Source organism: Variovorax sp. P1_H2 (assembly GCF_056405295.1).
Map to the genome: position 1 here is coordinate 1 of NZ_JBFUCJ010000040.1, position 14619 is coordinate 14619.

The window sequence follows — 14619 nt, forward strand, 5'->3', positions numbered from 1 at the left end:
GCAGGGGGCTGAGGAGCCGTGGCTCCAAGCCTGCCTGCGCAGGCTTGGACGGCTCCGAAGGGCCGCTGCCTCTGGCGGCGACTCGAGGCGCCCGGACACGAAGTGCCGGGCAACCTGGGGGCGAGCTCACCCTATCGGCCAGACCACGCCGTTGTCGTTCAGGATGGCGTCGAGCGGCAGGTCGTGCGCCTCCGGCTCGAAATCGTCGATGAAGCCGTTCGCGAAGCCCAGCCCGACCGTGAACGGCCGGGGCTCCAGCGCCGCCAGCGTGCGGTCGTAGAAACCGCCGCCGTAGCCCAGCCGATAGCCGCCGGCGCTGTAGCCCAGGCAGGGCACGAACAGCAGCGTCGGCACGATCAGTTCGGTGTCCTTGGGCTTCGGGATGTCGAAGGCGTCGTTCTCCGTCGGGCAACCCGGATACCAGGCGTGGAAGGTCAGCGTCTTGTGGACCCGGTCGACCACCGGCAGCCCGATGCGGCGGCGCTGCGGCTCGTCGAGCAGCTCGCCATCCTCTTTCCAGCGGTGCAGCGCCGGCAGCGGGTCGAATTCGCCCTTGATCGGCCAGTAGGCACCGATCACGGTGTCCGGCCGCCCCACCAGCCAGATCCGCATCACGCGCTGCAGCAAGTCGGCGCGCGCAAGGCGGTCGGGCATGGCGAGGCGCTGCTCGATCAGCGCCGCGCGCAGTTGTCCCTTGAGAAAAGTGGCCGTTCCCGAGGTGTCGGCACCCTTTGACTTGTCCATAATCCCCCGATGCAGTTCGCAAGCATTTTGGCATCCGCGCGGCGCCTCCCCCGCGCCTCTTTTTCCACCCTCGCTTTTTCGCTCGTCCTGGCCGCCGCCGCGGCACTCCAGCCGGCCCGCGCGCAAATCGGCGGCGACGATGTCCTGCTGCAGATGAAGCAGGCTGCCCAGCGCGGCGACAAGGCCCGGCTGACCGGGCTGCTGCCGCAGGCGCTCGGCCATGCGCTCGAACCCTGGGCCGCCTACTGGGAACTGAAGGCCCGCCTCGGGGAGGCCAGCACCCAGGAAGTGCAGGATTTCCTGGCCCGCTATGCCGGCACCTACCAGGAAGACCGGATGCGCAACGACTGGCTGCTGCTGGCCGGCCAGCGCCGCGACTGGGACAGCTTCGGCGCGCTGCACCCCGACTTCCGCATGAACGACGATGCGCAGGTGCGCTGCTACGCGATCCTGGTCGAGACGCTGCGCTCGGCCAGCGCGACCCAGGCCCAGGCCGACGAGGTGCGGCGCAACTGGTTCGCCCAGCGCGAACTCGACGATGGCTGCCTGACCGCCGCCGACCGAATGATCGGCGCCCGCCTGATGTCGCCCAACGACGCCTGGAAGAAGGCGCGGCTGGCGATCGAGGCCAACCGTCCACAGGCGGCCCGCGCCGCCGTGACGCTGGTGGCGCCGGATGCCATCGGGCTGTTCGACGAAATGAACGCCAACCCGGCCAAGTTCCTGGCCGGCCGCGCCACCGCGGTCGCCAAGTCGCGCCGCGAGCTGGTGGTGCTGGCCCTGATCAAGATGACAGTGGCCGACCCGGCCGTGGCCGCATACCAGCTCGAGGCCAAATGGGACACCACCCTGTCGAACGAGGAGCGCAACTGGCTCTGGGGCGCCATCGGCCGCCAGTTCGCCACCAAGCTCTCGCCGCTGGCCAACGGCTATTTCGCCAACGTCACCAAGCTCGGCGACCTGACGGACGACATGCTGGCCTGGAAGGCCCGCGCGGCGCTGCGCACCCGCAGCTGGAAAGACGTGCAGGCCGCCATCGACGCCATGAGCGAGGCCCAGCAGCAAGACCCGACCTGGGTCTACTGGAAGGCCCGCGCCCTGCTCGCCGGCGGCGGCGACGCGCGCCGCGACCAGGCCCGCATCCTGTTCGAGAGCATCGCCGGGACCCGCGGCTTCTACGAGCTGCTGGCGCTGGAGGAACTGGGCCAGCGCGCCGCCGTGCCGACCAGGCCGGACCCGCTCACGCCGGAGGAAAAGGCCGCCGCGCGCAGCAACCCCGCGCTCAACCGCGCGCTGTACGCGATCATGATCGGGCTGCGCCCCGAGGGCACGCGCGAGTGGAACTACGCCACCAACCTGCACGACAAGGGCGGCATGGGCGACCGTGAGCTGCTGGCCGCCGCCGACATGGCCTGCCAGCGCGAGGTCTGGGACCGCTGCATCAACACCAGCGAACGCACCAAGGGCGTGATCGACGTCGAGCAGCGCTTCCCGATGCCCTTCCACGACACGGTGCTGCGCAAGAGCCAGGAGATCGGCCTCGACCCGGCCTACGTCTACGGCCTGATCCGCCAGGAAAGCCGCTTCATCATGGACGCCCGCTCGGGCGTCGGCGCCTCCGGCCTGATGCAGGTGATGCCGGCCACCGCGCGCTGGACCGCCAAGAAGATCGGCCTGGGCGACTTCACGCCGGGCCAGCTCAACGAGCGCGAGACCAACATCACGATCGGCACCAACTACCTCAAGCTCGCGCTCGACGATTTCGACGGCTCGATRGCCCTGGCTGCGGCGGCCTACAACGCCGGCCCGGGCCGGCCGCGCAACTGGCGCAACGGCCCGATCATGGAGGCCGCGATCTGGGCCGAGAACGTGCCTTTCAACGAGACCCGCGACTACGTCAAGAAGGTGCTCGCGAACACCACCAACTACGCCGCGGTGATCAGCGGCCAGCCGCAGTCGCTGAAGTCACGCCTGGGCAGCGTGGGCCCGCGCAACGCCAGCGAGCCCGAGCCCAACAAAGACCTGCCCTGAGGAAGGGAGTGAACCGAACCCTGCAGAGCCTGCGTGCCCAGCTGCCCGGCTGGGCCGTCGAATGGCTGGAAATCATCATCCCCGTGGCACAGGTGGCGCTGATCCTGCTGGCCGCCTGGCTGACATACAGGCTCGCGCGCCGGCTGATCCTGCGGGTGACCACGGGCTACGCACTGCCCGGCAACGTGGCCCTGATCACGCGCCGCACGGCCGCCTTCCTGATCTATGGCGGCGCCCTGCTGTGGGGCCTGGAGCGGCTGGGCGTCTCGGGCACCGTGCTGTGGACCGCCTTCACGAGCTTCGCCGCCGTCGGCGCGGTGGCCTTCTTCGCCGCCTGGAGCGTGCTGTCGAACATCTTCTGCGCGCTGCTGATCTTCACCACGCGCATGTTCTGGCCCGGCGACACGGTGGAAGTGCTGGAGAACGGCGAGAAGCCGGGCCTCAAGGGCCGCGTGCTGGACATCAACCTGGTCTTCACCACGCTGGAGGAAAGCGGCAGCGCGCAGCAGGGCACGACGCTGAAGATCCCCAACAGCATGTTCTTCCAGCGCGCCGTGCGCCGCTGGCACGGGGGCGCCCCCGTGCTGCCGCCGACGGTCGACCTGGCGCCGCCGCGCGCTCCCGACCTCCCGGCCGGCTGAGCGACGCGAACCGCGCATCAATTCCGGTTCGCGATGGCATCAATCGCGGCGCGCGACGCCGCTAGCATCGAAGGCTTTGCATCTCTCCGGAGGACCGCCATGACCCAGCTCTACATCGGCAACAAGAACTACTCGTCCTGGTCGATGCGGCCCTGGGTGCTGATGAAGCAGGCCGGCATCCCCTTCGAGGAAGTGAGGATGCGCTTCGACTCCTTCGATGCCGGCTCGCAGTTCAAGAACGCCATCGCTGCCCTCAATCCGGTCGCCAAGGTGCCGGTGCTGGTCGACGGCGGCCTGGTGGTCTGGGACACCCTGGCCATTGCCGAGTACCTGGCCGAGACCCATCCCGACAAGAAACTGTGGCCCGAGGCAGCGGCCGATCGCGCCCGCGCGCGCAGCATCTGCGCCGAGATGCACTCGGGCTTCAGTGGGCTGCGCGGCCATTGCGGCATGAACATCGAGGCTTCGTTGCCCGAAGTCGGCGCCCGGCTGCTGCGCGAGCAGCCGGACGTGAAATCCGATCTCGAACGCATCGTCCAGATGTGGGGCGAACTGCTGGCGCAGCACGGCGGGCCGATGCTGTTCGGCGATTTCACCATCGCGGACGCGTACTTCGCGCCGATCGGCACGCGCATCAAGACCTACGGGCTGCCGGTGCCGCCCGCCATCACGGCCTACATCGACCGCGTGCAGTCGCTGCCCGGCGTCAAGGCCTGGATCGACGAGGCGCTGGCCGAGAAGGACTTCCTGCCGTTCGAAGAGCCGTACCGCAGCGGGCGCTGAGCGCCTGCGCCGCGGCCTCTGCGCCTAGACTCGGCGCATGCAAACCTATCTCGTCGGCGGCGCGATCCGCGACACCTTGCTCGGCCGCACCGGCAGCGACCACGACTGGGTGGTGGTCGGCGCCACGCCCGAGCAGATGGCGGCGCGCGGCTACCTGCCCGTGGGGCGCGACTTCCCGGTCTTCCTGCATCCCGAGACACGCGAGGAATACGCGCTGGCCCGCACCGAGCGCAAGAGCGCGCCCGGCTACCGCGGCTTCGTCGTCCACGCCGCGCCCGACGTCACGCTCGAGCAGGACCTGGCACGGCGCGACCTGACGATCAACGCCATCGCGCTGCCGGCCGAGCGCATCGCCGCCGCCGACCGGCTCGACCTCGATCCGGCCGATCTGATCGACCCCTTCCATGGCCAGCGCGACCTGCGGCAAAAGCAGTTGCGGCACGTGACCGACGCTTTCCGCGAGGACCCCGTGCGCATCCTGCGCGTCGCGCGCTTCGCGGCCCGCCTCGCCGATTTCCAGGTGGCACCGGAAACCATGGCCCTGATGTGCGAGATGGTCGAGGCTGGCGAGGTCGATGCGCTGGTGCCCGAGCGGGTCTGGCAGGAACTCGCGCGCGGCTTGATGGAAGCGCGGCCCTCGCGCATGTTCGAGCTGCTGCGTGCCTGCGGCGCACTGGCGGTGCTGCTGCCCGAGGTCGATCGCCTGTGGGGGGTGCCGCAGCCCGAAGCCCACCATCCCGAGGTCGACACCGGCGTGCACCTGATGATGGTGCTCGACATGGCGGCCAGGCTCGCGGCGCCGCTGGGCGTCCGCTTCGCCTGCCTGGTGCACGACCTCGGCAAGGGCAGCACGCCGGCCGACGCGCTGCCGCGCCACATCGGCCACGAACAGCGCAGCGCGACGCTGCTGCGCGCGCTGTGCGAGCGCTGGCGGGTGCCGGTCGAGGTGCGCGAACTGGCCGACGTGGTGGCGCGCGAGCACGGCAACATCCACCGCAGCGGCGATCTCGGCGCCGCGGCGACGGTCCGGCTGCTCGAGCGCTGCGACGCCTTCCGCAAGCCCGAGCGCTTCGAGGACGTGCTGCTGGCCTGCGAGTGCGATGCGCGCGGGCGTCTGGGCCTGGACGAAGCACCGTATCCGCAGCGCCCCCGCCTGCTCGCGGCCCTGGCGGCGGCGYGTGCGGTGGCGACCGAGCCGATCGCGCGCGACGCCCAGGCGGCCGGCGCCACCGGGCCGAAGATCGGCGAGGCGATCGCCCGCGCGCGGGTCGCGGCGGTCGCGGCGGCCCTGCCCGCCCCTGCTTCCTGATTGGCGAACTTGGCCGACGCGCCCGGGAGCGCGAGTCTGCTATGGTTTTGCCTCCATGCAGACGCCCCCCCGACTCCGCCCCGACGCGGCCCTCTTCCTCGATTTCGACGGCACCCTGGTGGACCTCGCCGAGACACCCGAGGCGATCCGCGTGCCTGCGGCCCTGGTGGGCTTGCTCGGCGACCTCCATGGCCTGCTCGGCGGCGCGCTGGCGGTGGTCTCCGGCCGCCAGATCGACGTGCTCGATCGCTTTCTTGCGCCCCTGCGCCTGCCGGCCGCGGGCGAGCACGGCGTGCAGCGCCGCGATGCCGACGGCCGGATGCAGGAGCAACGCGCCCCCGATCTCACGCGGGTTCTAGCTGCCGCCAACGAACTCGCCCGGGTGCACGAGGGTCTGCTGGTGGAACGCAAGCACGCCGCCATCGCGCTCCACTACCGGCTCGCACCACAGCTCGAAGCGGTCTGCCGCGACGCCCTGGCGCGCATCATCTTCGACCAGCCGCAGTTCGAACTGATGCACGGCAAGTTCGTGTTCGAAGTCAAGCCCGCGGGCATCCACAAGGGCATCGCGATCGCCGCCTTCATGCAGGAGGCACCGTTCGCCGGGCGGACGCCGGTGTTCGCCGGCGACGACACCACCGACGAGAACGGCTTTGCCGTGGTGCAGCCGATCGGCGGCATCGCGATCAAGGTGGGCTCGGGCCCCAGCCAGGCGCTGCACCGGCTCGATTCGCCACGCGCGATGTTCGAATGGCTGATCGTGGCACGGGACCTGCTGGCATCGCCCGACAAGACAGACACCCCGAGGAGGACCGAGGAATGACCCCCGCCCACGCTGAGGCCGCCGCCAAAAATCACACCGGCGTTTCGACTGCGATCCCGCACGGCGGCTTCGCGCCGCCGGCGCCGGCCTCGCTCGATGTCGGCGTGATCGGCAATTGCGCCTACAGCGCGCTGGTCGACGCCCGCGGCCGGGTGGTCTGGTGCTGCCTGCCGCGCTTCGACGGCGACCCGGTCTTCAACGCCCTGCTCGATCCGGGTGCGGACGCCAGCGCATGGGCCATCGAGATCGAGGACTTCGCGTCCTCGAAGCAGTGGTACGAGCCGAACACCGCGGTGCTGCGCACCCGGCTCTTCGACAGCGCCGGCCAGGGCATCGAGATCACCGACCTGGCGCCGCGCTTCCACAGCCGCTCGCGCTATTTCCGGCCGCTCACGATGGTGCGCCGGGTCAAGCCGATCCAGGGCACGCCGCGGATCCGCGTCTCCCTGGCGCCGCGCTTCCAGTGGGGCGCGACGGCGCCGACGATCACGCGCGGCAGCAACCACATCCGCTATGTCGGCCCCGACTTCACGCTCCGGCTGACCACCGATGCCTCGGTCTCGCACATCCTTTCGCACCAGCCTTTCGTGCTCTCGCGCGAATACAACTTCGTGCTCGGCGCCGACGAAACGCTGACCGACGGCATCGTCGACACCGCACGCCACTTCGAGCAGGAGACCATCGCCTACTGGCGCACCTGGAGCAAGCGGCTGGCGATCCCCTTCGAGTTCCAGGAAGCGGTGATCCGGGCCGCGATCACGCTCAAGCTCTCGCTCTACGAGGACACCGGGGCGATCGTCGCGGCGATGACCACCAGCATCCCCGAGGCGCCGGGAAGCCAGCGCAACTGGGACTACCGCTACTGCTGGCTGCGCGACGCGTTCTTCGTGGTGCGCGCGCTCAACAGCCTGTCGGAAGTCGGCACGATGGAAGACTACCTGCGCTGGCTGTCCAACGTGGTGATCGGCTCGCACGGCGAGCACATCCAGCCGCTCTACGGCATCGGGCTCGAGCGCGAGTTGCCGGAATCCTTCGTCGAAGGCCTGCCGGGCTATCGCGGCATGGGGCCGGTGCGGGTCGGCAACCAGGCGCAGGAGCATTTCCAGCACGACGTCTACGGCAACATCGTGTTGGGCGCGGCGCAGTCCTTCCACGACCACCGGCTGCTGAGCCGGGCCGGCGTCAACGAATTTCCGTACCTGGAGGCGGTCGGCGAGCAGGCGATACGCGTCTACGGGACGCCCGACGCGGGCATGTGGGAGCTGCGCACGCGGGCCCGCGTGCACACGAGCTCGGCGCTGATGAGCTGGGCCGCCTGCGACCGGCTGGCGAAGATCGCGCGCACGCTGGGCCTGCCCGAGCGCGCGGCCTACTGGCACGGGCATTCGTCGCGGATGCGCGAGGAGATCCTGACCCGGTCGTGGTGCGAGGAGCGCCAGGCCTTCGCCGAGAGCTTCGGCGGCCACGAACTCGACGCCAGCGTGCTGCTGATGGTCGAGGTCGGACTCATCGACGCCCGCGACCCGCGCTTCATCTCGACCGTCGAAGCGATGGAGAAGTCGCTCTGCGACGGTCCCTACATGCGCCGCTACGAGGCCGCCGACGACTTCGGCAAGCCCGAGACCGCCTTCAACATCTGCACCTTCTGGCGCATCGACGCGCTGGCCAAGATCGGCCGCAAGGCCGAGGCGCGGCAGATCTTCGAGACCATGCTGGCGGCGCGCAATCCGCTCGGGCTGTTGTCCGAGGACACCCACCCGCTGACCGGCGAGATGTGGGGCAACTTCCCGCAGACCTACTCGATGGTCGGGATCATCAATGCGGCGGTGCGGCTGTCCGCGCCTTGGGACTCCTGCATATGAGTCGACTCGTCGTGGTCTCCAACCGCGTCGCCGACCCGCGCAAGCCGGCGGCCGGGGGGCTCGCTGTCGCCCTCGGCGAGAGCCTGCACCAAAGCGGCGGGCTGTGGTTCGGCTGGAGCGGCGCGATCGTCGAGAAGGGCCCGACCGGCGAAGGCGATCTGCATCGGCAGCAGGCCGGCAAGGTGACGCTGGCCACCATCGACCTGAGCCGCGAGGACCACGACAGCTACTACCAGGGCTACAGCAACGACGTGCTGTGGCCGGTGTTCCACAACCGGCTCGACCTGGCGCACTTCGACGCCGGCTTCATCGGCGGCTACCGGCGCGTGAATCAGCTGTTCGCGCGCAAGCTGCTTCCGCTCTTGAAGAGCGACGACATCATCTGGGTGCACGACTACCACCTGATCCCGCTGGCGGCCGAGCTGCGCGCGATGGGCTGCAGGCAGCGCATCGGCTTCTTCCTGCACATCCCGCTGCCGCCGCAGATCATCATCGCCGCGATCCCGCAGCACGAGTGGCTGATGCGCTCGCTGTTCGCCTACGACCTGATCGGCTTCCAGGCCGAGCAGGACGTGCAGCACTTCGAGCACTATGTGAAGAACGAAGCCCACGGCGAGATCCTCGAGAACCACATGTACCGCGCCTATGGGCAGAAGGTGCGCTGCAACGCATTCCCGATCGGCATCGACGTCGACGAGTTCGCGGCCCTCACGCACGCCAAGGAATCGCGCGACATGTACGAGACCATGAAGCGCGAATACTCGAGCCGGCGCCTCCTGCTGGGAATCGACCGGCTCGACTATTCGAAGGGCATCCCGCAGCGCGTGCGCTCGTTCCGCGAGCTGCTGGCCAACTACCCCGAGAACCGCCGCAGCGCCACCTTGATCCAGATCGCCTCGCCGACGCGCGAGACGGTCGATGCCTACGCCGACATCCGGCGCGAGCTCGAGTCGCTGTGCGGTGCGATCAACGGCGACTACGGCGAGCTCGACTGGATGCCGGTGCGCTACATCCACCGCATGGTGGCCCGCAAGCGCGTGCCCGGCCTGTGCCGGGCCGCCGCGGTCGGCCTGGTGACGCCGCTGCGCGACGGCATGAACCTGGTGGCCAAGGAGTACATCGCGGCGCAGGACCCGGCCGACCCGGGCGTGCTGGTGCTGTCGCGCTTCGCCGGTGCCGCGGAGCAGCTCAAGGAAGCGCTGCTGGTGAACCCCTACGACACCCACGGCACCGCCGAGACCGTGCAGCAGGCGCTGCAGATGCCGCTCGAGGAGCGCCGCGAGCGGCACCAGAAGCTGCTGGCGCGCATCCGCGAGCAGGACGTGCACTGGTGGCGCCAGGGCTTCCTGCTCGCGCTGCGCGAAGCGGCGAGCGAACGCTAGCCACGGGCCGGTTCAGCGCCAGGCCGCGGCGCCGGTCAACAACTGCACCAGCCGCGCCACGCCCGAGGCGGCCTCCGGCCTTCTGGCCGCGGGCATCGCGACGGCCCCCACCCGGGCGGGCGACAGCGCCGTCACCTCGATCCAGCCGCCGCGCTCGAAGACATGGATTTCGCCTTCTTCGAGCCGCGTCTCGGCGCGGAAGACGGTTTCACCCAGCCAGGACGGCGGCGCGGCCAGGTCGACGCAGCCTTGCGCGACCCTCAGCACGAAGCCGGCATCGACGGCCATGCGCAGCGTCTGGCCGGGCTGCAGGCGGGTGGATTCGGGAAGCTCGGTGGTCATCGCAGGTGCCCTGTCGAAGAGTTGCAATGGCTTCATCGTAGGCAGCAGGCTGCCTCAAAAACAGGCACAGAAAACGGCTTTCAAGGCGCAACAGCGCGATCGGGAACGCATCTGTTATGGTCCATTTCTCGCCAATCTGCACCTGTTTTCACCGACCCGCCTGCGCCAGCATCGACCGCATGGAACCGCCACCGCTCTATCGCCAACTGGCCGGCCACTACCTGGACGCGATCCGCGCCGGCTCGCTGAAGCCGGGCGACAAGCTGCCCTCGCTGCGCAGCCTGATGCGCCTGCACGGCACCAGCCTGTCGACCGCGCTGCAGCTGTGCCGCACGATGGAAGCCGAAGGCTGGGTCGAAGCGCGCGACCGGTCGGGCTATTTCGTCAAGCGCCCGCGCCGGCTCACGATCGCCACCATGGACGAGCCCGCGACCGGCGTGGCGCCCGATCCGGCACAGTACGTCGGCATCCATTCAAAGGTGTCGGATTTCGTCGCGCGGCGGCGGCAGGGCGAGGTGCGGATCGACTTCTCGACCGCGCGCGGGGCGCCTGAGCTCTACCCAGGGCAGGCGCTGCGGGCGATCATGATCCGCCTGCTGCGGCAGCGGCCCGCGCTGCTCACCACGGCCGCGCCCTCGCGCAGCCGCACGCCATTGCGCGAAGCCGCCGCCCGGCGCGGCCTGCGCGTGGGCATGACCCTGTCGCCCGATGAAGTGCTGACCACCAACGGCTGCATCGAGGCGCTCAACCTCGCGCTGCGCGCGGTCGCCCAGCCCGGCGACACGGTGGCGGTCGAGTCGCCGACCTTCTACGGGCTGCTGCAAGTGCTCGAAAGCCTCGGCATGCGGGCGCTCGAGATTCCGACCAGCCCGCAGACCGGCCTGTCGATCGAGGCGCTGGAGATGGCGCTCGATGCCTACGGCCACATCAAGGCCGTGGTGGCCGTGCCGCATCTGCAGAATCCGCTCGGCAGCGTGATGCCCGACGCGCACAAGGAGCGGCTGGTGGCGCTGTGCGAGCGCCACGGCGTCGCGCTGATCGAGGACGACACCTACAGCGAACTGCTGGACGCCGACACGCCGCCGCGCGCGATCAAGTCATGGGACCGCACGGGCAACGTGATCCATTGCGCCTCGCTGCACAAGATCCTCGCACCGGGCATGCGGCTCGGCTGGATCTCGGCCGGCCGCTGGCACAGCCGTGTCGAGATGCTCAAGTACACGCAGACGCGCAGCAACGAGGAACTCTCGCAATGGGCGGCCGGCGACTACATGAACACCGGCGCCTACGAGCGCCACCTGCGCCGCCTGCGAGAACGGCTCCGGCTGCAGCGCGAGCAGACCGCCGACGCGATCGCCGCGCACTTTCCCGCCGGCACGCGGCTGAACTACCCGCCCGGCGGATTGCAAGTGTGGGTGGAACTGCCCGATCGCTTGCCATCGACGACGGTCTTCGACGCCGCGCTGCGCGAGCGCATCCTGGTGGCGCCGGGCACGCTGTTCTCGAACTCGTCGCGCTTCGACCACTACCTGCGCATCAATTGCGGCTGGCCCTACGACGACGCGATCGAAGCGGGGTTGCGCCGGCTGGGCGAGATCGTCGGCGAATGCGCGGTGGGGCCAGGCACGATGACGCGGATAGCGGCCTGACCCGGCACATTCGCGGGCACGCCGAACCAGGTGCCGAAGCCGAAACGTGGGGATGGCGATGCGTTTCTTCGATTCACTGGATCAACGCATCAGCACGAAATAGCAGCGACTTCGGGACGGCAATTCCGAGTGCCTTCGCAGTCTTGAGATTGATCACCAGCTCGAACTTGGTCGGCTGTTCCACAGGAAGCTCACCGGGGTTCCCGCCCTTGAAGATCTTGTCGACGAAGCTGGCGAACCGGAAATAGAGGTCGGGATAGTTCACCGCGTAGGCTACCAATCCCCCGGCTTCGACGAACTCGCGGGCGGGCCAGGCGGCAGGCAGGGAATTGCGTGCCACCAGGTCGAGGATCGTTTGCTGGTGCATCTGGGTAAGACCGTCTGCCCCGATGACAAGCGCGTCGACATGCTGTCGGACTGCCAGCTCGAATGCGCGGCTTAGGTCGCCTTGGCTCCGCACGTCAAGAAGCTCGGCGCGCAGACCTAGCGCGCGGGCCGCCGACTTTGTCTCTTCCCATTCGGGTGGAGCAGCCGGATTGCCCATGTTGTGAAGCAACGCAACGCACGAGAGATTCGGAACCAGCTCTTTGATGAGTTCAATCCGTTTCGCCGTCAACTCGGTGCTGAAGGTCGTCACACCCGTAATATTGCCACCGGGGCGGGCATAGCTTGTCACGATGGCACGCGGGTCGCCCATCGTCGCCATGAGCAATGGAATTGTTCCCGTCGCGTTCTTGGCCGCGATTGCGGCAGGGGTCCCCCTGGTCAAGATCAGATCGACCTTCAGACGTACCAGTTCGGATGCGAGGTCCGGGAACCGCTCGGCACGACCTTCTGCCGATCGATACTCAATGATCAGGTTGCGGCCTTCCACATAGCCGAGTTCCCGCAGCCCGTTACGCAGGGCATCGAGATTGGCGGCGTTCTGGGAGGCGGGGATCGGCTCCAGAATCCCAATGCGATAGATCTTCCCCCCTTGTTGCGCGCGCGCGGCAAGCGGCGCGGCGACGAGAGCACCCGCAACACCACCGATGAACGTCCGCCGGTCCATCACTGAAGAGCCTCGTTGACGATAGAACGTGGGAACATACCACGCCTGCCGCCGAGGCTACACGCCCGCAGACGGGTGACTGCTTTCAGAATATTGCCCGACGCCGCCGAATGTCAGCGGTTGGCCGACTTGCCATGCTTGGGCGGAGGTCGGGGTCGGCGCGGGGGTGGCTGCGGGCGCGGCGGAAAGTAACCGGAATCGGCCTTGCAGCGTGAGTTAACCGAGCGCCCGGGAAGGACAGCAACCGCAAGCCGGTAGTTCCCGCCCCTGCATGCCAGCCCAAGCATTGCCCATCGGCGCCTGGGACCACAATGCTGCACCTCCATCAACAATCGCGATCAATGAACGACGACTTGGACGCACGGATCCGCTCAGGCAAGGCACTGAGCGAATCGATGGGCAATTTCCACGTGACCGAATGGAATCCCGAACGCAAGGCCCTGAAGGCGGCATTCACGGTTCGGCCCGAGTATTGCCACACGAACGGAACGATCGCTCAAGGCGGATTCATCACCGCCTGGCTCGATGCGGCGATGGCGCATGCCGTGATTCACGATACCGGGCATGCGCAAACCGTCTTCAGCCTGGAGATCAAGGTCAGCTTCTACGAAAAGGTCAGCCCCGGCGAGGGTTGGGTCGAGGGACGAGTGATCAGACGCGGCAAGCGGGTCACCTTTCTCGAGGCTTCGCTTTACAACCCCGCAGGCAAGTTGGCGGCCGAAGCCACATCGACCGGCATACTGGCCGATCTCTAGAGCGCAGGGTAGCGAACAACGCCGGCCGCGCGATCAGCCGCCCGGCTTCCCCACCGCCTCGTCGTCGACAGCCTTCTGCACCGCCTTGTAGAAGTCCTCCCGCGCCGTCATCTCGGCACGGGCCGTGGCCCCGCCGGCCCAGTCGCCGTTGGAGGCGATCACCAGCCCGCGCCTCGGATCGATGAAGATGCCTTGGCCGAAGATGCCGCGCGCGGCGAAGCTGCCGTCGTCGTAAGTCCACCACTGGAAGCCGTAGCCGCGGCCCGGTCGCCCGATGTCCGCCTGCCGTGCGGTGGCCTGGGCCAGCCAGCCGTCCGGCACGATCGGTTGCCCACCAACGCGCGCACCGCCGAGGATGAACTGCCCGAAGCGCGCGAAGTCGCGCGTAGCCGCCTGGATGCAGCAGCCGCTGATCTCCTGGCCGGTACGGCTCAGGACCCACGTGGCCTGCTGCTCCATGCCGGCCGGCACCCAGATCTTTTCCGACAGGTAGCTCGCCAGTGGCTTGCCCGTGGCCCGCACCACCAGCACGCCCACCAGATTGGTTTCGCCGGTGCTGTAGTTCCAGCGGGTGCCGGGCGGCGCTGCACGCGGCAGCTTGCGAAGGTAGCTCACCAGCGCATCGACGCCTTCTTCGGGCTTGTGGTTGTTGAAGCGTGCCACGTCCGAATTCGGATCGGCGTAGTCCTCGTTCCAGCGCACGCCGGAGGTCATGGTCAGCAATTGGCGGATGCTGACGTCGTCATAGGCCGAGCCTTTCATCTCGTGGATGTAGTCGCTGACCTTGTCGTCGAGGCTGCGGATGTGGCCGTCACGGACGGCGGCGCCGAGCAGCGTGGACGTGATGGACTTCGCCACGGAGAAGCTGGTCCAGCGCCCGTCGCGGTCGAAGCCCAGGCCATAGCGCTCCAGGCGCAGCTTGCCATCGTGCAGGATCACGAGCGCGGCACTCCGTTGCTGCGCCATGTAGGCGTCGACGTCCAGCGGCAGCGCCAGCGGCGGGCCCCCAAGCAACGGCGACGGCGTACCGCCGGCGGGGACGACGCGTGCCTTGGCGAGCACCGGCAGGCGGTCGAGCGCCCGGAATGCCGCATCGCGCTGCGGCTGGCTCCAGAACAGCACGTCGCGGTCAGTCGGCAGCGTGGCGAGCAGCCCGCGCGTTTCCTTGTCCAGGTTGAACCAGCCTGCTGTGGCAGCGATGGCGACGGCGACGAAGGCCCCGAGAACGATCCTGCCAAGCTTCATGC

Annotated in this window: 13 protein-coding genes; 9 read left to right on the forward strand and 4 right to left on the reverse strand. The window is 68.7% G+C overall.

Features of this window, described 5'->3' with window-relative positions; all coding sequences use genetic code 11:
• Nucleotides 1-126: 126 nt before the first annotated feature.
• Nucleotides 127-744, reverse strand: coding sequence for a 5-formyltetrahydrofolate cyclo-ligase (locus AC1D2E_RS15815; protein ID WP_478198255.1), 618 nt, complete (start codon nt 742-744; stop codon nt 127-129).
• Nucleotides 745-753: 9 nt separating this feature from the next.
• Here AC1D2E_RS15815 and AC1D2E_RS15820 point away from each other — a divergent pair, with 9 nt between their 5' ends.
• From AC1D2E_RS15820 to otsA, 7 genes are all read left to right on the forward strand, one after another.
• The gene (locus AC1D2E_RS15820) at nt 754-2775 is read left to right on the forward strand and encodes a lytic transglycosylase domain-containing protein (RefSeq protein ID WP_478198256.1); all 2022 of its coding nucleotides are present in this window, start codon (nt 754-756) and stop codon (nt 2773-2775) included.
• Between the two features lie 8 nt (nt 2776-2783).
• Nucleotides 2784-3416: a mechanosensitive ion channel domain-containing protein gene (locus AC1D2E_RS15825; RefSeq protein ID WP_478198257.1), complete on the forward strand. Its 633-nt coding sequence runs from the start codon at nt 2784-2786 to the stop codon at nt 3414-3416.
• Nucleotides 3417-3515: 99 nt separating this feature from the next.
• Nucleotides 3516-4199 (forward strand): glutathione S-transferase family protein, encoded by a 684-nt coding sequence (locus AC1D2E_RS15830; protein ID WP_478198258.1) that lies wholly within the window; start codon nt 3516-3518, stop codon nt 4197-4199.
• A 37-nt stretch (nt 4200-4236) separates the two neighbouring features.
• On the forward strand, nt 4237-5508 hold the full coding sequence (locus AC1D2E_RS15835) for a multifunctional CCA addition/repair protein (protein WP_478198259.1): 1272 nt from the start codon (nt 4237-4239) through the stop codon (nt 5506-5508).
• Nucleotides 5509-5563: 55 nt separating this feature from the next.
• The gene (gene otsB / locus AC1D2E_RS15840) at nt 5564-6331 is read left to right on the forward strand and encodes a trehalose-phosphatase (protein WP_478198260.1); all 768 of its coding nucleotides are present in this window, start codon (nt 5564-5566) and stop codon (nt 6329-6331) included.
• Nucleotides 6328-8193 carry a glycoside hydrolase family 15 protein gene (locus AC1D2E_RS15845; RefSeq protein ID WP_478198261.1) on the forward strand — a complete coding sequence of 622 codons (1866 nt, stop codon included), beginning with the start codon at nt 6328-6330 and terminating at the stop codon, nt 8191-8193. The genes otsB and AC1D2E_RS15845 overlap by 4 nt, the downstream gene beginning before the upstream one ends.
• Nucleotides 8190-9575 carry an alpha,alpha-trehalose-phosphate synthase (UDP-forming) gene (otsA, locus tag AC1D2E_RS15850; RefSeq protein WP_478198262.1) on the forward strand — a complete coding sequence of 462 codons (1386 nt, stop codon included), beginning with the start codon at nt 8190-8192 and terminating at the stop codon, nt 9573-9575. The genes AC1D2E_RS15845 and otsA overlap by 4 nt, the downstream gene beginning before the upstream one ends.
• Before the next feature lie 12 nt (nt 9576-9587).
• Here otsA and AC1D2E_RS15855 read toward each other — a convergent pair whose 3' ends face one another.
• Nucleotides 9588-9917, reverse strand: coding sequence for a hypothetical protein (locus tag AC1D2E_RS15855; RefSeq protein ID WP_478198263.1), 330 nt, complete (start codon nt 9915-9917; stop codon nt 9588-9590).
• A 179-nt stretch (nt 9918-10096) separates the two neighbouring features.
• On the opposite strand from AC1D2E_RS15855, the gene AC1D2E_RS15860 reads away from it, so the two are divergent.
• Complete coding sequence (locus AC1D2E_RS15860) at nt 10097-11566, forward strand: aminotransferase-like domain-containing protein (protein ID WP_478198264.1); 1470 nt, start codon at nt 10097-10099, stop codon at nt 11564-11566.
• A gap of 73 nt (nt 11567-11639) precedes the next feature.
• Here the strand turns inward: AC1D2E_RS15860 and AC1D2E_RS15865 are convergent, their stop codons facing one another.
• Nucleotides 11640-12617 (reverse strand): ABC transporter substrate-binding protein, encoded by a 978-nt coding sequence (locus AC1D2E_RS15865; protein WP_478198265.1) that lies wholly within the window; start codon nt 12615-12617, stop codon nt 11640-11642.
• A 341-nt stretch (nt 12618-12958) separates the two neighbouring features.
• Here AC1D2E_RS15865 and AC1D2E_RS15870 point away from each other — a divergent pair, with 341 nt between their 5' ends.
• Nucleotides 12959-13372: a PaaI family thioesterase gene (locus tag AC1D2E_RS15870; RefSeq protein WP_478198266.1), complete on the forward strand. Its 414-nt coding sequence runs from the start codon at nt 12959-12961 to the stop codon at nt 13370-13372.
• 33 nt (nt 13373-13405) lie between these two features.
• Here the strand turns inward: AC1D2E_RS15870 and AC1D2E_RS15875 are convergent, their stop codons facing one another.
• Complete coding sequence (locus AC1D2E_RS15875) at nt 13406-14617, reverse strand: serine hydrolase domain-containing protein (protein ID WP_478198267.1); 1212 nt, start codon at nt 14615-14617, stop codon at nt 13406-13408.
• Nucleotides 14618-14619: the final 2 nt, after the last annotated feature.